We start from the raw sequence: 24,093 nt of genomic DNA, 5'->3' as shown, positions 1-24,093 counted from the left end.
AGCAGTATTTATTCTGTTTTTAAGCTTTTTACAGGATTCGTTTTTGCAGATCTTATACTTTGATAACTAACAGTTGATAACGCTATTAGTAAAACTACAATACTTGCTATTGCAAACATCCACCATTGGATATCAATACGAAAAGCAAAGTCTTGTATCCATCCATTTACAATATACCAGGCAAACGGAATACTAAATAGAGAAGATACCAATACAAGTTTTAAGCATTCTTTAGACAACATATTAAACACTCCAAAAGAACTTGCTCCCAAAACTTTTCTAATCGCAATCTCTTTGGCTCTTCGATTAGCTGTAAAAGATGCCAAACCAAATAATCCCATACTAGAAATAAAAATGGCCAAAGCAGAAAAAATCCCTCCTATTTTCTGAACTCTCTGCTCTTCTTTGTAGCTTTTTTCAATAGTTTCATCAAGAAAATGAAAATCAAAAGGAAAACTACTGAATCGTTTATGTAATTGCTCTAAATATGAGATAGATTCTTTTGTTTTTTGCGGTAATGTTTTTATGTACAACATATCTGTATTGGTCGGCCTACATCTAATAATCATAGGAGCTATAGGACTACGCAATGACGTAAAATGAAAATCTTTGACTACTCCCACAATTTTTCCGTTTTCATCTCCCCAAAAACGTAACGACGCATTAATAGGATCTTTTATATTCATTAATTTTGCTGCCTCCTCATTAATGATATAGTGTATTGTATCACTAGATAATCTCTTTGAAAAAGATCTTCCTTTTGTGATATCGAGATTGAGCATTTCTATAAGTCCAAAATCTACATCTAGGATAGAAAACCATAATTGTCCTTCATTTTCGGTTTTCCCTTCCCAAACAGGGTCTGATGAATTTCCTATCGGAGTAATCAAATCACTATTAGAAGAACTAACACTAACTATTCCCGGAAATTTTGCCAGTTCAGATTTAAAAGCCTCTGCCTGCTTATAGATATTTGCATCCATTGGCATGTAAATAACATTTTCTTTATCTAAGCCAAGATTTTTATTGAGTATGTAGTCTAATTGAAAGTAAACGACAATTGTACCTGCGACCATAATGATTGAAATCCCAAATTGAATCACGACTAAACTTTTTCTCAACATTGTCTGATTAATGCTATTACTGATTTTTCCTTTTAGTGCAGATACCGCATTAAAAGATGATAAAAAGAAAGCCGGATAAATAGCAGAACATACTACGGTAAATAAACCGATCATCAATAAGATACCATAAAACGTAAAGTCAAAATATTGTATCTCTAATTGTTTTGAGGTAATCTCATTAAACCATGAGATAGAGATTTGAGTGTATAAAATCCCTAATACTAGTGATATTGTAACAAAAATGACAGATTCAAAAATAAACTGCCCTATTAGTGTGCCTCTTTTTGCACCTAGTATCTTTTTTACCCCAATTTCTCTTGATCTTTTGATTGACCAGGATGTGGTAAGGTTAATAAAATTAAAGCAAGCTATAAGAAGTGTAAAAATTGCTATAAACGAAAATAGTATTACATAATCTATTCTACCGCCTGTAGCAATACCATTTCTAAATTTAGAATATAAATAGATCTCATGAAAAGGCTGGAGTGATAGTGTAAACCAATCTACATCGGCTTTTCTAGCAGGAAGTTTTTCAATTTTTTGTAATACATCTTCTACTTTGGCATTAGTATCTACTACGGCATATGTAGTAAGCCAGGAATTACCCCAACTTTCATTATTGAATTGAAGGTAATTATATACAGGGATCACCGCATCAAATTGCATTGAGGATTTTTGAGGTATTTTTTTAAAAACTCCTGAGATCGTAAATGTAAAGTCGGTCTCATTGATTACAGTTTTAATGGTTTTACCCACACTATTTCCTTCTTCAAAATACCTAGAGGCAAATTCTTCTGAGACAACTATGTCATTTACATCTTTAAGACATTTTTTTGGGTTTCCTTCTTTTAAAACAAATGAAAAAACATTGAAAAAACCAGCATCTACCGCAGCTATATCAGCTTCTATAAAAGTATCTGAAACCTGCATAACTCCTTTTCTGGGCTGAGCATATCGTATGATATTTTCAATCTCTGGAACCTCTTGTTCTAAGGCAGGCCCTATAGGGTATGCCGTACCAAATTTTGTACTTACAATTTGTTTATCAACTTTTTCATTGCGTATTACCTTATATATTTGTTCTCCGTTTTTATGAAATTTATCCTGGTTATACTCATCTTGCACCCATAATGCGATCAACAAACTACACCATATCCCCAAAGAAAGACCAAGTACATTGATGATCATAAAGGTTTTTTCTTTTTTAAAAACCCTAATTGCTGTTCTAATTTTAGTTTGAAACATAGTCACTCCTGATTAATCTTCATTATTCTGCTTTCAAGCTATTTACTGGGTTTTCAATCGCTGCACGTACAACTTGATAGCTTATCGTTACTAACATAATGATCAGTACTCCTATAATAGCAATGGCAAATACTGACCAATCAATTGCGATTCGATATCGATAATTTTGTAGCCAATTGTTCATCAAATACCAAGCTATTGGAGATGCAATGAGACCTGCAATAAAAATGAGTTTGAGAAAATCTCGTGTAAACAGTATTAAAATATCCGAAACACTTCCTCCTAATACCTTTCGAACTCCTATCTCTTTGGTTTTTTGTGCTACAAAAAATGAGATTAACCCATAAAGCCCTAAACAACTAATAAATATAGCAAGCCCCGAAAACAATTTTGACAAAGACAAAAAGCGTTTTTCTTCTTCATATTGTTGGGCTACACGTTGATCTAAAAAATCAAAGCTATAGATGTATTTGGGAAACGTTTCTTTCCATAACTTTTCTATACTTTCTAGAGTTGCACTTATATCTTGTGTGTTTATTTTTACACCATATTCATAATATTTTTTGTTCGGTGATATAAATACGGGTGATATATCTGATTGAAAATCCTGATCATGAAAGTTTGCAACTACTCCAGAAATTTTGGCTTTAATTCTTCCTCCATTTAATTCAACATATTTACCAATCAACTCTTCTGAAGAAGCAAGACCAAGTTTTTCAGCTAGTTTTTCATTAACCATTACTTCGGTAATAGAATCAGATACAATAAATTGTCGACCTGCAACCAATTTTAGGTCAAAAGCATCTACATAATTTTCGTCTGCCAACTTTGCTGAGATAGAAAACTCTTCGCTCTCCGGACGATGGTCATATTTTATCCTTGTGGACCAATTACTATAAGAACCTCCCGGACTTGCGAGACAAGCAGATGCATTTTTGACTCCGGCAAGCTGTATAAAACGATCTCTTAACCCTTTTACTTTAGCACCCTCTGCATCACGAGGAATGTCCAACATTACAATAGCATCTTTATCAAAACCCAAATCTGTATTTACAGCATAATTGATTTGCTTACTTATTATAATCGTTGATGCAATTAATATGACTGAAACTACAAATTGTGTAGTTACCAATATCTTTCTAGTAAACTGCCCTCCTGTATCACGTTGAGTTAGCTTTCCTTTTAGGGCCAGAGTGGGTAGAACTTTTGCCAATAAAACTCCAGGATAACTTCCTGCAAGGAAAGAAACCCCTGTAAGAAGGAGTAAGATGAAGACTACAAATTCTAGAGTAAATGCCTTTTGAAATGTAAGCGTTAAATTGAATAATTCATTAAACTTTGGTAAAGCTAAAAAAGCGACAACTCCACCAATCAGTAATGCAAAAAGACTAATAATAAATGTCTCTGAAATAAATTGCCAGAAAAAATGTCTTTTTTGACCTCCTAACACTTTTCTTACCCCTATTTCTTTAGAGCGATAAAAAGCTTGCGCTGTAGAAATATTAATAAAATTAATACATGCAATAGTGATTAAAAATATACCTATCAAACCAAAAATCCACAATAGATTTGTATTAATACCTCCATAATCACTATTGAGATGAACAGTATTAAACTCCTGAAGTTTATATCGATGTATATTTTTGCTTTTTGGCCTATGCTTTGCAACCAAAGGAACCAAAGAAGTTTCGATTTGAGCAATATCTTGATTTGGATGTAAAATAGCAAAACACTTTAGGTCACTATCAATACCTCCCCAAGACTGACTAGTAATAAACTCATCATATGCTTTTAATGTTTTAAATGAAATAAAAGCATCTCCCTGAATCGTAGAATTATTTGGCAAGTCCTTGAGTACTCCTATGATCTGAATTGTTTCTAAGTTTTCTAAAACAAAACTTTGACCTAAAGCATTTTCTTCTCCAAACATTCTTTTTGTAAAACTTTCGGTTACAAAAGCAGTATTAGGTTCGATCAGGCTTCGATTACTCAGCTTCTGAACTGTAGGAAAATTAAAAACCTCAAAAAACTCCAGATCAACAAAAACAATATCATTTTTGAATTGTTTTGCACTATTATTCTCGATCCCATTTACCTGCTGTCTATCTCTGAAATAAGCGCTCACTACCTTTTCGGCATATCCAAAATCATTACGAAACGCATTAGCAAATCCCGGAGGCACTGCGGCTTCATACTCTATCTCGTCACTGCGCTCTTCAGTTACAATTCTATAAATACGATCAGAATTTTCATGAAAATTGTCGAATTGAAGATGGTGTGTTATGAATAGAAAAATCAATATTACACATCCAAAACCAAGGGCTAACCCAAGGATATTGATAAAAGTAAAGGCTTTTCGTTTTTGCAGATTTCGCCAAGCTATTTTGATATAATTTTTAAACATAAGACTCACGTTTTTTGATGATGATGTTGATGAATTTTATTCTGTTTTCAGACTATTTAATGGTTTTATAATAGCTGCCTTTATAGACTGATAACTAATAGTGAATAATGCGACTACAAAAGCTATAAAACCTGATAGTAAAAAAACTTCCCAGCTGATTTGGGTTCTATAAGCAAAATCTTCTAGCCATCTGTTCATCATAAACCAACCAATGGGTATAGCGATTAAGACTGCAATAACTATTAATCGCATAAAATCGAGAGTAAGTAATTTGTAAATACTTTTAAAAGGAGCACCTAACACCAGACGGATACTGATTTCTTTCTTACGTTGCTCGACCATAAAAGCTGATAATGCAAATAATCCTAAACAAGCAACAAAAATCGCAAAGACCGCAAAACTGTTAAAGATCTTTCCTGTTCTATTTACCTCGGCATGCATTTTTGCAAAATCCTGATCTAAAAAGGTATATCGAAATGATTGATTGGGTATAAACATATCCCAAATGCTTTGTATTTTGCCTACTGATTTCTCAAAATCATTGGTTTGTAATCTAGCTGTGATCATACCGGGGCTATTACCCATAGTAAGTACCAAAGGTTGTATATCTTTTTTTAGGTCATCAAAATGAAAATCCTCTACTACTGCGATAATCTTTTTCAATTCTCCATTAGTTAAATACTCCCCTACAGGTTTCGCAAATCCCAATTCTTTAGCCATTTTTTCATTAATGATAGCTGCTTCGGCAGAATCTGTAGCCATTCTTTCAGAAAAATTTCTTCCTTCTTTAATAGTAAGGCCTAGTGTTTCTACATATCCTTTATCAACTCTCCATATTTGCCCGCCAACTGCTCTTTCTTGTCTAAATTTTCCTTTTCTCCAAAAAGAATTCATATTACGTTTACTGCCATGAACCGGTAAATAATCGCTTATAGAGACACTTTGTATATCAGAAATATTTTCTAAAGATTCTTTGAACGCTTCTGTTTGATTTTCTAGAGAAGCTGTTCCTTTTATAATGATTACTTGCTCTTTGTTGTACCCTAATTTTTTAGTTAAGATAAAATCCATTTGTTGGTATATTATTAAGGTGCTAATAATCAACACTATTGAAGTTGTAAATTGAAAAATAACAAGTCCGCTACGTAATTTTTTACTTTTGCTTCCAATACTTAATTGCCCTTTCAAAACGCTGGAGGGTCTAAATGCTGATAAGTAAAATGCCGGATATAATCCTGATATTACTCCTATAATCAAAGAAGAAGTAAGTAATGTAGGGATGAACCACCAATCTGTCCATGGTATAGATAAATCTTTTGAAGCTATTGTATTAAAGGTAGGTAATAACACTGTAGCGAGTAAAATGCCCAACCCAAAAGAAATAAGGCTAAACACAGTAGATTCTATCAAAAATTGATAGATCAAACTGGTTTTGAATGCTCCTATAGTTTTACGAAGTCCTACCTCCTTAGCCCGATTTGCTGATTTTGCTGTAGAAAGATTTATAAAATTAATACAAGCCAAAAACAAAATAAAACCAGCTATTGCTGCAAACAACCAAACAAATCTAATATCGCCATGTTGCATTCTATCTTGAATATCATTAGAATATAGATGGATATTAGGTACCGGTTGAAGATGAAATTTAATTTCTTTCAAGTATGGTATCATACTTTGATCTCCTCTATTTTTTGCATCGGGGATAAAGTATTTTTTGATGATATCTTGTAATTTTATTTCTACTTCTTTTGGATCTGCTTGCTCATTTAATTTGATATAGGTGTAATAATTTTGAGCCCTCCAATTTGTATCTTCTCCCGGATAAAAATCGCGTCCTTTCGTAGTCATTAAAAAATCAAAATCAAAATGTGACTTTTGATTTGTTTTTTTCATAACGCCTGTAATTTTATATGGTTTTTTGGTATCATTTCCTAGAATTAGCGTTTGTCCTATAGCGTCTCCATTGGGAAAGTATGTATTCGCTTTTTCTTCAGAAATCACAATAGTACCGGGTGATGTTAAGGCTTCTTCTTTTTTTCCTTTACTAAATGGAATCTCAAAAATTTCTAATAACTCTTGATCTGCGTAGATAAAACCGCTCTCAAAAACATTTTGTGTTTGACCTTCTACTCTTAATTCTTTGCTACCTGTACCAAAAAGCTCACTATTTAGATATCGACCTGCTTTTTCTATTTCAGGAAAATCACTCATGAGTGCTGTTGCAAAGGGTGCAGGGTAATCCGACCATTGCTCAAGCTTACCATCGACATGCAATGAGCTGTATACTCGAAAAATTCGATCTTTGTTTTCATAATGTTTATCATAACTCAATTCGTCTTTGATATAAAGACTGATAAGTATGCACGCTGCAATTCCTAAGGCAAATCCTGCAATTTTTATGAACGCAAAAAATTTGTCTTTAGCAATATTTCGCCAGGCTATCTTTAGATAATTTTTAAACATAACGATTTGTTTTTGATGATGATTTATTCGGCTCGTAAATTTTTGGTTGGATTAATAGTAGCAGCCCTAAATGTTTGAACAAATATGGTCACAAAGGTGATCACAATAGTTACTCCTCCTGCCAAAATAAAAACCCACCAATTAATAGATGTTCTATATGCAAATCCCTCTAACCAGTTTTCTAAATAATAATAGGCTATAGGAGTTGCTATTACCAATGCAATGATTACCAGTTTTATAAAATCTTTGGCAAACATATTTATGATCGTGGCTACACTAGCTCCCAATACTTTTCTAATCCCGATTTCTTTTTTTCTTTGTTCTGCCATAAAAGAGATCAACCCAAATAATCCTAAACAACTTATTAAGATCGCCAGCCCGGTAAAAACAATTGAAATCTGGCTCAATCTCTGTTCTTCTGCATATAGTTTTTCAACTTCTTTATCTACAAAAGTGTACACAAAAGGAATATGTGAGTTGACAGATGTCCAAGCTTGTTTTAGGTTGGATAGTAACGATGCAAAGTCCGTAGTATTAGTTTTGACAAGTAACCAATCTGGTTCATTTTCGTTGAATAGTATGATGGGAGCTATCACTTCTTTTAGAGAAGAAAAATGATAATCTTCTACTACACCTACTATTTCATATGTATACGTTCGGTCCTCATATGTCTGTATCAACCTTGAGGCCAACGCATTTTTTAGGTCTATATTAAAGGCCTTGAGCGTAGCTTTATTTACAATAACTTGAGTGCTATCACCTACACGTAAATCTCTCCCAATCGCCAATTTTGTGCCTACCGTTTTAAAATAGTTATCACTTATCCCGTTGTAGACAACGATTTTTTGCTTTGTAGGATCTTCGCCAGGAAGATGTAGTCCTAAATCTCCTAAAATATTTTCTGAAGGGTATTGATTACTCCCTGCCAAAGACGTTATCCCAGAAATACCAGAGATTTGTGATCTAAGTGCGTCAAACTTTTTGATGGCTTCGTCAGTTCCGAGTCGAATTGCAATAAGATTTTCTTTTTTGAATCCCAGATCTTTATTCTTTGTATACTCTATCTGTTTATTTATTATAATGACTGCAACGATCAATACAATAGAAATCACAAATTGAAACACTACTAATCCTTTACGAAAATTTCCGCTTCCTGAAGACACATTCATAATCCCTTTTAAAACATGCGCTGGTCTAACTGAAGATAGAATCAAGGCAGGATAAATCCCTGCAAGAAGGCCACTAATTACACTTAGTAAAAACATTGGTAGTAAAATGTTAAGATGAAATATATCGGCATATATCGCATCACCTTTGGTCAGGATATTTACAAATGGTAGTACCAAAACTGTAATGGGTATGCTTATTATGAGAGAAATGATCGATAATAATACCGATTCTCCTAGAAATTGACGTATGAGTGAAGCTTTATTGGCTCCAACAACTTTTCTAACTCCAATTTCTTTAGCTCTTTTATTGGCGCGAGCAGTACTAAGGTTTATAAAATTAATACATGCTGCTATTTGAATAACCAAAGCTAGAATAAGTAATAGATACAAGTATTGTATGTTAGAGACTTCTTCTAATTGATTTTCAATCCCTTTGGAGTATAAATGAATATCTCCGACCTTTTGCAGAAACAAGCTTTTATCAAACCCAACCGCGGCAAGGTTCTGTCCTCCTCTTTTCTGTAGAAATTCTGGTAATTTTTGTTCTAGTTTTTTATAATCAGTCCCGGGAAGTACTCTTATATAAGTATGGGCAAAATTTTGAGTTGCAAAATTAGTTACATTTTTTACGAATTCGCCTACTCCCGGCGAGTTCATACTTAAAATATAGTTAGGGTTAATATGTGATTTGTACGTTCGTTCCTGAAAAACACCTGTTACAGTCACATCAAATTTATCCTCGCCACTACCAAGAACAAGTGTTTTGCCCAATGCTTTTTCGGCTCCAAATAATTTTTGAGCCAGTGTAGAAGATAAAACGATAGTGTTCGGTTCTTCTAATGCTTTTTTTGCATCCCCTTGAGTAAAAGAATATTTAAATACTTCAAAAAAAGTTGGATCTGCAAGATATCCTTTAGATTCGTAATAGCTGTTTGTACTATTTTTATCTCTTAATAATGCGTCATTTCCTTCTCCAAAATAAACAACACGACATGCCTCAAGCACCTCGGGAAAATCTTCTTTCATTGCAAAAGCAATAGGAGGTGAACTTGTTGCCACATTTGCATCGCTACCGGCATTGCCTGTACCTTTGATAAAAGTTCGAACCTTATACAAGGATTCAGAGTCATCATGATGTTTATCATATCCAAACTGTGCAAAGACATAAACAAGAATACTCAAACAACAAACTGTACCTATTGTTAACCCTAATAAGTTAATTAATGTCTGAAGTCTATTCTTTAGAAGACTTCTCCAAGCTATTTTGATATAATTTCTAAACATTTTTGTTCGATTTTGATGATGAATCTTATTTTATTCTGTTCTAAGGCTTATAATAGGGTTAGTTAGAGATGCTTTAATTGCATGAAAACTGATCGTTAATAAAGCGATTATAAAAGCGCATGATCCTGCTAATACAAACATCCACCACTGTACCGATATCCTGTAGGCAAATTCGGCTAACCAATAATCCATAAGAAACCATGCTATTGGCGAAGCGATAGCAAATGCTACAATTACTAATTTCAAAAAATCTTTTGATAATAATTTTACGACCTCACCTACCGAAGCTCCTAATACTTTACGTACTCCTATTTCGCGTCTACGCTGAAGTATACTGTAAGCAGCAAGACCAAATAATCCAAGGCAAGAAATTAGAATAGCGAGAATGGCAAAATTAAAGAACAAGCTCCCAAAACGTTCTTGAGTACGATATTGTTTATCAAAAGACTCGTCTAAGAAATAGAAATCAAAAGCCTCATTTGGTACTACCGTTTCCCAAAGTTCCTGGACTGATGCTAAAGTTTCTTTTATATTTTGACCTTTCACTTTTACAGCAATTAGATCCATTTGATCTCGTTTCATAGTCATCGTCAAGGGAACGATGTTTTCTTCTAAAGTTTTAAAATGAAAATCCTGTAAAACACCTATAATCTTACCTTCTTTTCCCCATTGTGAAAAATGAGCTCCTATCGCTTTTTCGGGAGAAGTAAAACCTAATAATTGTGTTGCTTTTTCGTTTACAATCATTGCTTGTGTAGAGTCTGTTGCAAACGTTCTTGAAAAACCTCTACCTGCAAGTATCTTTAATCCAAATTGAGAAATAAAATCATAGTCTACAAAATAGGCACTGATGCTTACTGCCTGATCTTCATTATTACTATTTTCGAGAGTAGAATATGCTATGGCATTATTTGTTCCCGGCACACTAGAAGCAAGACTGGTCGATAGCACATTTGGCAAATCATTTAGTTTGTCTTTTAATTCTTTTTGAGAAGGAGAAACTCTGGTATTTAATACAATCGTATGCTCTTTATCAAAACCTAATTCTTGACTACGCATAAAATCCATCTGTGTATAGATAATAATAGTTCCCAAAATAAGTGCAATAGAAATTGTAAATTGAGTGATAACTAATACTTTCCTCAGTATTATCCCTTTAGTTCCTGTAGAAAAACTTCCTTTTAAAACATGAACAGGTTTAAATGATGATATCACAAATGCAGGATAAATTCCTGCCAAAACACCAATAGTGATTGTTATTAAAAAGAGATAAAAAATATGGATAGGATTAGAAAAAATACCTTGACTAATTACTTTTCCCGCTAGTGTATTAAACGTTGGCAATATTAAAGCCGTAAGCATGATCGTAATCATAAATGCTATGAGACAGATAATAATGGATTCTCCTACAAACTGGATCGCTAATTGAGGTTTTTCTGCACCAATTACTTTTCGAACACCTACTTCTTTTGCTCTCTCTACAGAACGTGCTGTTGTCAAATTAATAAAATTAATACAAGCGATAAGTAATATAAAAATAGCGACTACAGAAAAAACGTACACTGAATTGATGTCACCATCAGCATCGCCCATACTTCGAGCCGAATGTAAATACACTTCTTGAAAAGGCTCTAGATATAAAGAAACATACAACTGATCTCTTTTCATCATTTCTCCTGTATTACGTTCTAAAAATTCAGGAAATTTTTCTTCTAAAGCATTTGGGTTTGTATTGGGGTGTAATAGAATATAAGTATAAGGATCATACGTTCCCCAAGCATCATCGATTGTTGGAAGTATACTTTGACTATAGGTAGTCATAGAGATAACCATGTTAGCTTTAATTTGAGAATTTTCAGGAATATCATCCATAATCCCTGTAACTGTAAAGCTTAAATCATTAATATCTTCATCTTTAATTTTCAGTGTTTGTCCTATTGCTTGCTGATCTCCAAAATATTTTTTGGCTGTAGTTTTTGTTAATACTACGCTGAAAGGTTTTCTTAAAACATCTTTTTTGTCTCCTTGTAGTAATGTGAAATCGAACATTTCAAAAAAAGCTTCATCTGCAGCTGCGGCATCATTTTCTATAAATTTGATATCATCTTTTCGTACCGCCAGATTTAAATACATAAGACGCACTGCCGAGATTACTTCTGGAAATTCTTCTTGTAAATGAGGTGAAACTGCACAAGATGGTACATCAGTCTTCATTACTCCATCAGGAGTTTTTAAGTCTGATACGACTCTATAAATCCGATCGCCTTTGGCATGAAACTTATCGTAGCTAAGCTCAAAGTTTACATACAATAAAATCAAAAATCCGGCAGTAAGGCCTATGGCAAGGCCCATAATATTAATACCAGAATACACCTTACTTTTTATCAGGTTTCTCCAAGCTATTTTGATATAATTTCTAAACATTTTTGTTCGATTTTGATGATGAATCTTATTTTATTCTGTTCTAAGACTTTTTACCGGATTTACAATTGCAGCTTTTATACTTTGATAACTCACTGTAATGATAGAAATGATAATTGCCAATAATGCTGCGATGATGAGTACTTCGACACCAATTTCTATTCGATATGCAAAATCCTCTAACCATTTTGTCATAGCATACCATCCCAGTGGCAGAGAAAAAATGATTGCAATCCCAACTAGTTTAAGAAAATCTACAGTAAGCCTATACGTAATTTGAAAAACATTGGCTCCCATTACTTTTCTTACTCCAATCTCTTTGGTTCTTTTTTCTGCATTAAAAGTTGCCAAGCCAAATAACCCAAGACATGCGATGAGAAGAGATAATATTGTGAATACTATAAATACTCGACTCAAACGTTGCTCAGCTTTGTATGTAGTATTAAAAGAGTCTTCCATAAAACGATAATTAAATGGTTGCCCCGGTGCAATCTTATCCCAAATTTTTTCTATATCTGCTATAGTATTCGAAAAATTACCTGAGTTTAGCTTTACAGCCATATAACCGTTAGATTTTCCGAGAGAGAGGCTCAATGCATTGATATCACTTCTCAGTGATTCAAAATGAAAATTCTTAATTACTCCTATTACGGTGAAAAGTTTCTCGTCTTCTTGATCCAAATCTTGTATCCTAGTTCCTATAGCTTCTTCGGGTTTCAGCCCTAGAATTTTGATGGCAGACTCATTTAAAAGCATTGCCGTAGAATCCCCACTAAAATCTCGATTAAAATCACGCCCGGCAATCAATTCTAGATTTAAAGTAGATAGATATTCATGATCTACTTTCCACTTTTGCATGCTGATTGCATCCTCTTGATCTGATGATCCATCTTTAAAAAAAGTAGAACCATTACGATAAGAAGGTGTTGGTAGATAACCACTTACAGATGCGTTTTCTACTTGTCCAAGTTGCATTACTTCTTTCTTAAAGGACTCTACATGATTGCCTGCAGCATATATGTCTTCAATAATTAAAACTTGATCTTTGGCATACCCAATATCTTTATTTTGTATAAAATCCAGTTGTTGAAATACAACTAATGTACTCATAATCAAAAACACAGATATTGCAAATTGAAAAATCACCAAAGCATTTCTTATACGCCCTCCTCCTACTTTTACGCTCCCTGTACCTTTGAGTACTTTGACAGGCATAAACTTTGACATAAAGAATGCGGGGTAACTTCCTGAAAAAAGCCCTAATATGATGGTCATTAACATCAATAACAACCAAAAAACAGGGTTTGTAAATGGTATAGCAATTGCTTTTCCTGAAAGCTCATTAAAAAATGGTAATACTATGACTGTTATTAGTAAAGCTAATACCAGAGAAAAAAATGAAATCATTGAAGATTCTATCAAAAATTGCCTAACTAGGTCTAATCTACGTGATCCCAGCGTTTTTCTTACGCCAACTTCTTTTGCTCTTTTTAATGAATGGGCTGTAGATAAATTCATAAAATTTACACTTGCCAACAGGATTAAAAATATTCCTATAGAAGACAAAATATAGACATTTTGAATACTACTGTTAGGGCTTAACTCTGTATATCTATCAGAATATAAGTGGATATCTGTTAATGGAATAGTAGTATATCGCAAATAGTTTCCTGAAGCGACAAATTGCTCTTCTGTAATACCAGGATAAATTCTTTGTGCATATGGTATTATATATTTACCAACCATTGATTGCAAAAGTTCTTGAAAAGCACTCATATCTGCATTTTCAATCAACTTTACGAAAGTAAAATAGTTATGGCTAACCCATCCGTTTTCTTGAGCATCTGCATATCCCGACATCGCCATAAAAACCCCTCGATCTCTAAGAAAAGAGTTCTGAGGTAAATCATCTATTATACCAGTAACGGTATATGCATTTGAATTTTCTAATACAACAACTTGTCCGACAGCTTCTTCTATCTTAAAATGTTTTTCTGCCGCTGTTTTGGTCAGAATCAGTGTATTGGGTTTTGTTAAAGCCGTTGCTTCATCTCCATATAATAACTCTATACCGAACATTTTAAAGAGTGTAGAATCGACATAAGCAGCAGAAAGCTCTTTCACATTGGTTTTTGTATTATTTTTTTTAATAAGTACACTCCCAATATTTCTAAATCTGGTCGTCATTTCTACTTGGCCAAAATCATTTTTGAGAGCTTCTGCCATCGGTGCAGATACTTCTGCTGACTCATTGGCTTCTCCTCCAAATTTTATATCTGCATTTATTCTATAGATACGATCAGCATCGGCAAACATGGTATCAAAGCTAAGTTCATCGTAGATATACAAAGACATAATTAATGCCCCTGCCATACCAACAGCAAGTCCAAAAGTATTTAAGAAAGTAAAAAACGGTGATTTTTTAAGACTTCTCCACGCTATTTTGATATAATTTTTAAACATAACAATTTGTTTTTTGATAATGATTTATTCTGTGCGTAAACTATCTACAGGATTTGATGTTGCTGCTTTTATTGCTTGAAAACTTACGGTAATCAAAGCAATACCAATTGCAATTACACCGGCTAGTAAAAAGATTGTCCAATTTATCTCAATTCGATACGCAAAGTTTTCTAACCAATATTGCATCATCAACCATGCTAGAGGTATTGCAATGAGAATTGCCAGAAAAACCAGTCGAATAAATTCTTTTGACAGTAATCGAACTACTCCAAATACACTCGCTCCTAATACTTTTCGTATTCCTATCTCTTTATTGCGCTGCTCGGCAGTATATGCTGCTAAACCAAATAAACCGAGACAGGATAAAATGATTGCAAGTATGGCAAAGACTCTGGATAGTTTTCCTACCAACATTTCACTTTTGAATTTTGAATGAAAAGAATCATCCACAAAACTATACTCAAAAGGAAAAGCCGGATTATGTCTATACATAATATCTTTCATTGTTAAGAGTACTTGAGTAATATCTGCTCCGGACTTTGATTTTACATACATATTTCTGTAGCTGAACCTCTTATTTTCTTGCTCAGGGTCGAAAAAGAAAATTACAGGATCACTGGTTCCATACATATCACCATATACATAATCGTTTATCACCCCAATAATCTCTCTTTGCTTACCTCTGGATCCAATCATTTTTCCAACTACATTATTTTGATCTATGAGTTGAGCGAGAGATTTTGTAATGACTACTTTGGTAGTGTCGGCTAATGAGTTTGTATAAAAGTCACGACCATTTATAATTTCCATTCCTGCCGTTGATAAAAACTCTGGGGTTATGTATCTGTATGAGACTAATAAATCACTTTCTGGATCAATCCCATCCCAGTGAACTCCGGACCCATTATTACCAGCAGATAAAGTTTCATAACTATTTAATGCTACATTGGTAATCATCCCCGAATTGATCATATCGTGTTTGATTGCAGTAAAGTTTTTTACCATATCTCCTTTAACTCGCATTGTGATCAGGTTTTCTTTATCATAGCCTAGGCTTCGGCTTTTTACATGTTGGATTTGCTGATATACTAAAATAGTACTGATAATAAACACAATCGAAACCGTAAACTGACCAATAACCAATCCTTTTCGAATTAAAGATGCGCCACCATGTGTTACTTTTATCCCTTTTAGTACTTCTAGCGGTTTAAATGAAGACAGGTAAAAAGCGGGATATACCCCTGCAAGGAAACCACAGACTATGGTAATTACAAATAAAAACCCTATATGGAGAGGTTCTAATATCCCTAAGGTTAAATTTTTCTCGATTAGAATATTAAAATGTGGCAGCAATATCAATAGGAAAATAATACTCACTCCTGTTGCCATTGTTGTCATTAATAAAGCTTCAAAAATGAACTGAACTATTATTTTTTTCCTACCAGAACCTAATGCTTTACGAACGCCTACCTCATTTGCTCTTTTTTCGCTTCGCGCAGTAGCCAAGTTCATGAAGTTAATACAGGCAATTAATAAGATAATAAACGCTATGATCGAAAATAAACGAACATACAGGATACGTCCTCCGACACGCTTGCCTCCTTCAAAATTATCTCGTAAATGCCAATCTTTCATTGAATGTAAGAAGGCATAGGTATCATTTCCTTCATCTTTTTCTTGCATGATTTGGCGTACTTTGGCATCTACTGTTCCAAAATCTGCTTCTGGCGAAAGCTCTACAAAGGTGTCTGCAAAATTACTGCCGTATTCTGTCATCCATTCTTTTCCTATTGCATACCTTTCAAAAGGAGCGATCCAATCAAAAGTATAAGTAACATTTTCTGGTAAGTTTTCGATAACCCCGGTAACTACATAATTGTCTAGGTTATTAACTTTAATGACTTTACCTAAGGCTTTTGTGTTTTCTCCAAAAAGTTGATCTGCTGTTTTTCTGCTTAAGACTATGGCTTCTGGATTTGCAAATGCTTCTTGTGCATTACCTTCTATAAAAGATAGTCCAAATATTTCAAAAATATCGTGATCGGCATGTCTCCCGGTTTTGGTTATAGAATTTTCGTTTACCTTAAATAAGAATTCACTTTTAGTTGTTCTAACTGATCTAATAATCCCAGGAATCTCATTTTTCATATCTTCTGCCAAAGGTCCGGGTGTAGATCTAAAAAATGTACGCCATTCTCCTTCATACCTTTGATTAGTAGGCACGTAGTATACTTGATCTTCTTTTTCGAATACGCTATTAAAATTTAATTCATCTTCAACCCAAAGAAAGATAAGGCTTGCACACGTAATACCTATAGCCAACCCAAAAATGTTGATCATAGAAAAAACTTTGTTTTTCAATAGGTTTCTCCATGCGATCTTGATATAATTTTTAAACATAACTGTTCGTTTTTTTGATTTGATGAATATGGGTTTGCGATAAAAAAGTATTAATCCATTTTTTGGATGGTAGCTTCTCCAATTACGATTCCTCTACTTATTGATGGGTTTCCATTATACGCTACAGTAGCTTCTCCAAAAGCGGTCACTTTTAACTGATCTGATACTTTTATTCTAAAATTACCTTCTCCATAGGCAGTGATTTTTGTGTTTTCGTTGCTCATATTAAGGGTATTTACTTCGCCCTCGCCATACACGGTATATTTTTGTTTGCTTGCCATGCCTTCTTTGATTTCCAGATACCCCTCACCATACATATTTGTATCGAACATGTTAACCTCTAGTGCGTTAAGCGTTACTTTGCATTCTCCGTACATTTTTAATTTAAAATCCTGTTGTGTAATCTTGCTTTCACAAGCTATTATTTCTTCACCTCGTACGGAAAGTTCCTTAAGATTCTTATATGTAACTGTTGCGACAACTTGTGTTCCTTTGTATATTGATTGTTTACGTTTCCATCCATTTTCTTTAATTTTTTCGTTTTTAGTAACCATTTTAGCACCATCAAGATATATTCTCAATGTTTTTCCTACTACTTTGATATTGATTTTATCTTCAGGAAGGCGTGCACTTTCTATGGTAACAGCTTCTTTATCGCCTTCTTTGAAAGTTACCTGAATATGAGGGCTTACAATCACTTTATTAAAATCATTTACTTCTATAGTTTTTGACTGGCAAAAACCAGATACATATGTGATTAGTGATATAATTATTGAAACGAGATATAGAGATATTTTTGTCATGACTGCTATTGTTTTATGATTGAATTGAGTTTATTTTATTGTGCATTAACTTCAAAAGGTTTGTTTTGGCTTTCTGTTACGATTTGACCATCGAATAAGTTGATTACTCTATGAGCATAATGCGAATCTCTATCTGAGTGTGTTACCATTATGATGGTTGTCCCTTCTTGATTAAGTTCTGTAAGTAAGTTCATTACTTCTATACCATTTTTAGAATCAAGATTACCTGTCGGTTCATCAGCAAGGATTAGTTTTGCATTGGTTACTACTGCCCTTGCTATTGCTACTCTTTGTTGCTGACCTCCTGATAATTGTTGTGGGAAATGTTTTTCTCGATGTGCTATCTTCATACGTTCTAACACTTCTTTTACTTTTTGCTGACGTTCACTCTTTTTCATATTAAGATAAATAAGAGGAAGTTCTACATTTTCATAAACCGTTAGTTCATCAATAAGGTTAAAACTCTGAAAAACAAATCCCAAATTTCCTTTTCTGATTTTGGTTCTTTGGTTTTCTTTAAGCCCGCCTACTTCTTCTCCATTAAAAAAGTAAGCACCATCTGTTGGGTTATCAAGCATCCCAATAATATTCAACAAAGTAGATTTACCACATCCTGAAGGCCCCATGATAGCAACAAATTCTCCTGTTTCTACTTTAAGGTTTACACTATTTAAGGCAAGAGTTTCTACTTCTTCTGTTCTAAAACTCTTTTTCAAATTTTGTATCTGTATCATTTTTTGATTGTTTTCTTTTATTATTTTATTTTAAAACTATTCTCTCGGCTTCTCCGAAGCTATCATAATTTGAAGTTATTACTTTTTCTCCAGCTTCTAACCCTTCTAATAGTTCATAATATCTCGAATTTTGTTTCCCAATCCTAATTGATCTTCTCCAAGCAGTTTCTCCGGAAGCGTCTAAGACAAATATCCACTGCCCTCCTGTGCTTTGAAAAAAGCTTCCTCTAGGTAATAATAAAGCATCATTAGATTGTCCTAATTGTAGCTTGATATTATAGCTTTGTCCACTTCTTATGGTTTCTGGTTTCTGGTCAAGAAATACTAAGTCTACTTTAAATTTACCATTACGTACTTCTGGATATACTTTACGAAGACGTAATTTATATTCTTTCCCATTACGTTCTAATACTGCAGTTAGATCTCTTTTTACACGATCGATATAATGTTCGTCGATTTCTGCTTCTATTTTATAATCTGTAAGTACATTTACCTGACCTATGCGTTGCCCTTGTCGTATATTCTGCCCTATTTCTGCATCCAAAAATCCTAATTGTCCATCGGCTGGAGCTCTTACATTTAGGTGATCAATACGCTCATATACCATAGACAATGTTTTTTTCATTCTGGCAAGATCGGTATCCAACTCACTCAAAGAGGTGTTACGCAAAGCACTATCTTGCTCTGTCTGAACTTTGATGATATCAAATTGTTTTTGAGAAAGTTCGTAATTTTCTTTGGCAACCAAATAATCTTCTTTAGAAATCAATTCTTCTTCATACAGAGATTTGTTTTGCTCATAATTTCTTTTAAGTCTTTGCAAATCATATCTAGCACTTACAAGGTCTTTTCTTCCTTCTACTTGTCTTGCATCGAATGTAAGTTTGGTAGACCTTAAGTCATTTTGTTTGAGTGCCAGATTATTTTCGCTGGCTAAAATTTGCTCATACAGCGCTCTGTTTTCGAGTTTAAGGATAATATCTCCCTTTTTTACTGTTGCTCCTTCTTCTATAAGTTTTTCTGTAACTCTACCTCCTTCATAAGCGTCCATATAGATGGTACTTATTGGAGCGACAGCACCGTTTATTGTAATATAATCGTCAAATTTTCCAAAAGATACTTCTGCAATCGATAATTTTTCTTTTTCGGTTCTAAATGTAGAAGCTGATTTTCCAAAAACCATTTTCCACCCTACAAAAAATACTACCAAACCTATTACGATATACCCAAAATGTTTAGGTCTTACTCCTTTTTTCTTTTCTATTTTAATATCCATCTTATTGTGCTTTGTCTATGTTAAATACTGGTAACCCTTGATAAAAATCTAATGTACTTTCGTTTACTTTTAATCTTAATTGCACTTGCAAATTTTCATTTTGTGATGTTGCAAAAAGATTTTTTGACTGATTTAATTCTATTGCGTTGATTAATCCTTTTTCATATCTTTTTTGAGCAATTTCAAACGTTAGTTCTTGTGCTTCCATTCTTTGATAGCTTTGCTGATATTCTGTTTTTAATGCTTTGCCTTCTTGTACAAGTTGTTGTATAAGTTGATACATTTCTTGTTTTTGAATCTCGTAAGTATTCTCTGCACGCATTTTTGCTATTTTTTGTTGCTTAACCCTTGATCTATTTGACCAACCATTACTAATAGGTACTCTGAGTGAAAGTCCTACTACCTGACCTGTGTTGTCCTTTAATTGTGTTCTAAAAGATACTGTTTCATCTGTTCCTTCAATTAGAGCATTATCTACAAATCTAGATCTGATTCTTCCAAAAAGCGTTAAAGAAGGGTACAGGTTTCCTTTTACAGCTGCCAATTGTTTTTTGGCCGCTTCTACCCTAAGTTCTTGAGCTTTTAGAATTGGTACAAAATCCTTTGCTTTATTATAGATAGAATCTTCATTCTTGATCTCAATATGTACTTCTTCTATTGGTTTTGTTGGAGTCGTTACGATAGAAATCGAAGATTCTTCTGTCAAATTCATTTCTTGCATTAACCTAAGCTTTGCCCCTGTAACATTATTTTCACTTTGAGTTACCGATAATTTGTCTGTAATCAATGCAGATTCTGCCTGGTATAAGTCTGCTTTTGCCATTTGACCAAGTTCTATTTGCCTTTTTACCATATCGTAATTGTTTTGAGAAATCTCTTTTTGTGTTTTAGAAATTGCCAATAGCCCTTCCATAAACTGTATATCATAAAAAGCAGACATTACTCTGAAAGCCAACATATATTTTTGATGAAGTGTTTCTTCGTTCGAGGCTTTGTATAAAAACTTTGACGCCTTTATCGTGTTCATTTTCTGAAATCCTTGAAACAAATCAATCTCTGCATTCAACCCATAGTCACTAGAAATAAACTCGGTGTTTTCAAAGACATTGGTATTAGGGTTTGGAGATCGTCCAAAGTTTTTTACATAATCTGCATCTGCGTCTATACTTGGCAATAAACTTCTTACAGATTGTCGATACGTTTCTTGATTCTCATCTTGACTATACGTAAAATTCTTTAACTCAAGATTATGATGTATCGCATAAGCAATACAGTCATCTAGAGACCATGATTTTTGAGCATGTATTGTATTGACTACTAAAATCAAGAGAAAAATTATTATGTTTTTATTGTGATTCATCTGTTCGCTAATGATTGATAAAATAATTTGATGCCAGACTATAAACTAATGCCGTGCCAAAAAACATAAATGTTTGAAAATCAATATTTTAAAACGATTCCACTTGAAAGAAGAAAAATAAAATGTAAAATTTTTATACAAATAGTGTCAAAAAATTTTACACCTTTTTTTTTGTACTCTTTCTAATTTGTAGTTTTATCGTATATCGTAAATCATATATGATGCAGGAAGGAAAAATTTTAATCATAGATGACAACAAAAGTTTATTGAGTGCTCTCGAAATTTTGTTACAATTTGAGTATAAGCATATACAGACCATATCTAATCCCAATCAAATCACATCGATACAGAATCTAAAAGATTTTGATGTTGTAATGCTTGATATGAATTTTTCTGCTGGTGTAAATACCGGTAATGAAGGTTTATTTTGGTTAAGAGAAATAAAGAAAAAGACTCCTAATACTGCTGTAATTATGATGACAGCATATGGAGCTGTTGATCTTGCAGTAAAAGCACTAAAAGAAGGCGCAGCAGATTTTATATTAAAACCCTGGAAGAATGAAAAATTACTAGCCACTATAAAATCGGCGTATTTACTGCGCAAATCCAGAAAAGAAGTACAAGAGCTCAAACAAAAAGAAAGTAACCTTAAACAGGTAATTAATCAGGATGGTAATTTTATTATCGGTAACTCAAAAGCTTTGACCGCTGTTCTGAATCTGGTAAGAAAAGTTGCCAAAACCGATGTAAATGTATTGATCACCGGAGAAAACGGAACCGGAAAAGAATTGATCGCCCGAGAATTACACCGAATGTCTGCTCGAAAAGATGAAGTATTTATTGGGGTCGATATGGGATCTATCTCAGAAACATTGTTCGAAAGTGAGCTTTTTGGGCATAGCAAAGGCGCTTTTACCGATGCAAAAGAAGATCGTGCCGGTAAGTTTGAAGCTGCAAATAAAGGAACTTTATTTTTGGATGAGATCGGAAACTTATCACTACAAACTCAGGCAAAATTGCTTTCTGCCATACAAAACAGAACGATTGTAAGAGTTGGGTCTAATAAAACTATACCTGTAGATATACGTCTTGTTTGTGCTACTAATTGTAATCTTAATCAAATGGTTGCCGAAGGTATCTTTAGAGAAGACCTTTTATATAGAATCAATACTATACATATAGAAATCCCCCCCTTGCGAGAACGCGGTAATGATATTTTGGTTCTTGCCGATTTCTACCTTAAAAAATTTGCTTCAAAGTATGGCAAACCTTCTCTGAGGATCAACAATTTTGCTCAAGAAAAATTATTAGGATATAGATGGCCGGGTAATGTACGTGAGCTACAACACACTGTAGAAAGAGCTGTGATTTTAAGTGAGGGAAATGTATTAAAACCCGCAGATTTTTTATTAGGCAATGCTACAACAGTAGCTTTGGATCAGGGTCCTGAAACACTTGATGAGATGGAAAAATTAATGATCGATCGAGCCCTTGATAAGCATAATGGCAACTACAGCGCTGCAGCAAATCAACTTGGTATATCGAGGCAAACACTTTACAACAAAATTAAAAAACTGGAAAAGTAATGGTAAGCCAAAAAATTTATATCAATATTATTGTACGAGTACTTATCTTATCTCTTACTACAATAGCGATGGCTATTCTGGTATCAAAAAAATTATACTTACTGTCTTCGATAGTGTTACTATTACTAATTGTAGAGACAATATTATTAATCCGCTATTTGAATCAAAGCAATCGAAAAATAGCATACTTTTTTAATGCTGTAAAAAATGAAGATTTTACATTGCGTTTTCCTGAAGAAGGTAATGTATCATCGCTAAATGAGTTGCATAAAAGTTTGAATACTCTTAATAGTGTTATCCAAAAAGTACATATCGACAATCAAACACAACAGCAATATTTTCAAGAGATTCTAAAACATGCAGAAATAGGTATTCTGACCTTTAACGACAAAGGGCATATTTTATATAAAAATCCTAAGATAGAACTTTTATTAAATCATAGTCCCCTAAATCATATCAAACAACTACAACAAGTAGATGTAAAGTTATATGAACTCTTTAAAAACCTTAGACCTTTTGAACAAAAACTCTTTAACCTCACTAATGAACGCGAAACGATACAACTTGCAATAAAATCTACAGCATTGTCTCTTAATAATGAATCATTAACACTTATCACAATACAAGACATACATAGTGAGCTTGACAAAAAAGAAACAGACTCTTGGATCAAACTTATCAGGGTACTTACTCACGAAATTATGAATTCTGTAACTCCTATTACTTCAATTTCAGAATCTATTTTAGGGTATTATAAAACGGAAGATGGTATTGTATCTACCGAACAAATAGATGAGAACAAAATCAATACTACTGCAAAAGGATTAGAGGTTATCAAAAACCAAGGAAATGATTTAATGAGTTTTGTACAGTCATATCGAAGTTTACTCAATGTACCTGTACCAGATAAAAAAATTATTAATGTAAATGATTTGATCGAGAAAGTAAGAATCTTAATGAGTCAACAAATTGATCAATACGATATTGAATTTGAGATTATCAAAAAAACGGAAGGTATAGAAATTTATGCAGATGAGAAACAAATCACTCAGATATTGATCAATCTCTGCAAAAATGCAATACAATCTTTAAAAAACACTGAAAATGGAAAACTTACTATCATATTAGATACTACAAAAGAAAGTAGAAAGCTCATTGTAGTAAAAGATAATGGACCGGGGATCACTCCTGATATTCTAGATCAAATATTCGTTCCATTTTTTACGACAAAACAAGATGGAACAGGTATCGGATTGAGTTTATCCAAACAGATCATGCATTTACACGGCGGAAACCTAACAGCACATTCTATTCCTAATGAAGAAACTTCTTTTTCTTTATTTTTTGAATAGATCAATATT

General features: G+C 33.4%; 13 protein-coding genes. 2 read left to right on the top strand and 11 right to left on the bottom strand.

The window, feature by feature from the left end:
* Positions 1-8 precede the first annotated feature (8 nt).
* From FHK87_RS10625 to FHK87_RS10575, 11 genes are read right to left on the bottom strand one after another with little or no spacing between them, the layout of a single operon-like run.
* Positions 9-2,369, bottom strand: a complete 2,361-nt coding sequence (locus tag FHK87_RS10625) for an ABC transporter permease (protein ID WP_140592656.1) — start codon at positions 2,367-2,369, stop codon at positions 9-11.
* Between the two features lie 22 nt (positions 2,370-2,391).
* Positions 2,392-4,773, bottom strand: a complete 2,382-nt coding sequence (locus FHK87_RS10620) for an ABC transporter permease (RefSeq protein ID WP_140592655.1) — start codon at positions 4,771-4,773, stop codon at positions 2,392-2,394.
* A 36-nt stretch (positions 4,774-4,809) separates the two neighbouring features.
* The gene (locus tag FHK87_RS10615) at positions 4,810-7,236 is read right to left on the bottom strand and encodes an ABC transporter permease (RefSeq protein ID WP_140592654.1); all 2,427 of its coding nucleotides are present in this window, start codon (positions 7,234-7,236) and stop codon (positions 4,810-4,812) included.
* Between the two features lie 23 nt (positions 7,237-7,259).
* Positions 7,260-9,689, bottom strand: coding sequence for an ABC transporter permease (locus FHK87_RS10610; RefSeq protein ID WP_140592653.1), 2,430 nt, complete (start codon positions 9,687-9,689; stop codon positions 7,260-7,262).
* A gap of 30 nt (positions 9,690-9,719) precedes the next feature.
* A complete protein-coding gene (locus FHK87_RS10605) occupies positions 9,720-12,113 on the bottom strand; it encodes an ABC transporter permease (protein WP_140592652.1) in 2,394 nt (797 codons plus the stop codon).
* A 30-nt stretch (positions 12,114-12,143) separates the two neighbouring features.
* The gene (locus FHK87_RS10600; protein ID WP_140592651.1) at positions 12,144-14,573 is read right to left on the bottom strand and encodes an ABC transporter permease; all 2,430 of its coding nucleotides are present in this window, start codon (positions 14,571-14,573) and stop codon (positions 12,144-12,146) included.
* 24 nt (positions 14,574-14,597) lie between these two features.
* Positions 14,598-16,973 carry an ABC transporter permease gene (locus tag FHK87_RS10595; protein WP_140592650.1) on the bottom strand — a complete coding sequence of 792 codons (2,376 nt, stop codon included), beginning with the start codon at positions 16,971-16,973 and terminating at the stop codon, positions 14,598-14,600.
* A 50-nt stretch (positions 16,974-17,023) separates the two neighbouring features.
* The gene (locus FHK87_RS10590; protein WP_140592649.1) at positions 17,024-17,776 is read right to left on the bottom strand and encodes a head GIN domain-containing protein; all 753 of its coding nucleotides are present in this window, start codon (positions 17,774-17,776) and stop codon (positions 17,024-17,026) included.
* A gap of 35 nt (positions 17,777-17,811) precedes the next feature.
* A complete protein-coding gene (locus FHK87_RS10585) occupies positions 17,812-18,510 on the bottom strand; it encodes an ABC transporter ATP-binding protein (RefSeq protein WP_140592648.1) in 699 nt (232 codons plus the stop codon).
* A gap of 25 nt (positions 18,511-18,535) precedes the next feature.
* On the bottom strand, positions 18,536-19,786 hold the full coding sequence (locus FHK87_RS10580; protein ID WP_140592647.1) for an efflux RND transporter periplasmic adaptor subunit: 1,251 nt from the start codon (positions 19,784-19,786) through the stop codon (positions 18,536-18,538).
* Position 19,787: 1 nt separating this feature from the next.
* Positions 19,788-21,113: a TolC family protein gene (locus tag FHK87_RS10575; RefSeq protein ID WP_226294183.1), complete on the bottom strand. Its 1,326-nt coding sequence runs from the start codon at positions 21,111-21,113 to the stop codon at positions 19,788-19,790.
* A gap of 254 nt (positions 21,114-21,367) precedes the next feature.
* Here FHK87_RS10575 and FHK87_RS10570 point away from each other — a divergent pair, with 254 nt between their 5' ends.
* Both FHK87_RS10570 and FHK87_RS10565 read left to right on the top strand, forming a co-directional pair.
* A complete protein-coding gene (locus FHK87_RS10570) occupies positions 21,368-22,732 on the top strand; it encodes a sigma-54-dependent transcriptional regulator (protein WP_140592743.1) in 1,365 nt (454 codons plus the stop codon).
* Positions 22,732-24,084: a sensor histidine kinase gene (locus tag FHK87_RS10565; protein ID WP_140592645.1), complete on the top strand. Its 1,353-nt coding sequence runs from the start codon at positions 22,732-22,734 to the stop codon at positions 24,082-24,084. Before FHK87_RS10570 ends, FHK87_RS10565 begins: the two co-directional genes overlap by 1 nt.
* Positions 24,085-24,093 lie beyond the last annotated feature (9 nt).

The organism is Aquimarina algicola, assembly GCF_006443095.1.
In the GTDB taxonomy this organism is placed as follows: domain Bacteria; phylum Bacteroidota; class Bacteroidia; order Flavobacteriales; family Flavobacteriaceae; genus Aquimarina; species Aquimarina algicola.
The sequence above is the reverse complement of the archived record's forward strand: the minus strand, read 5'-3'. Positions and strand labels throughout refer to the sequence as shown.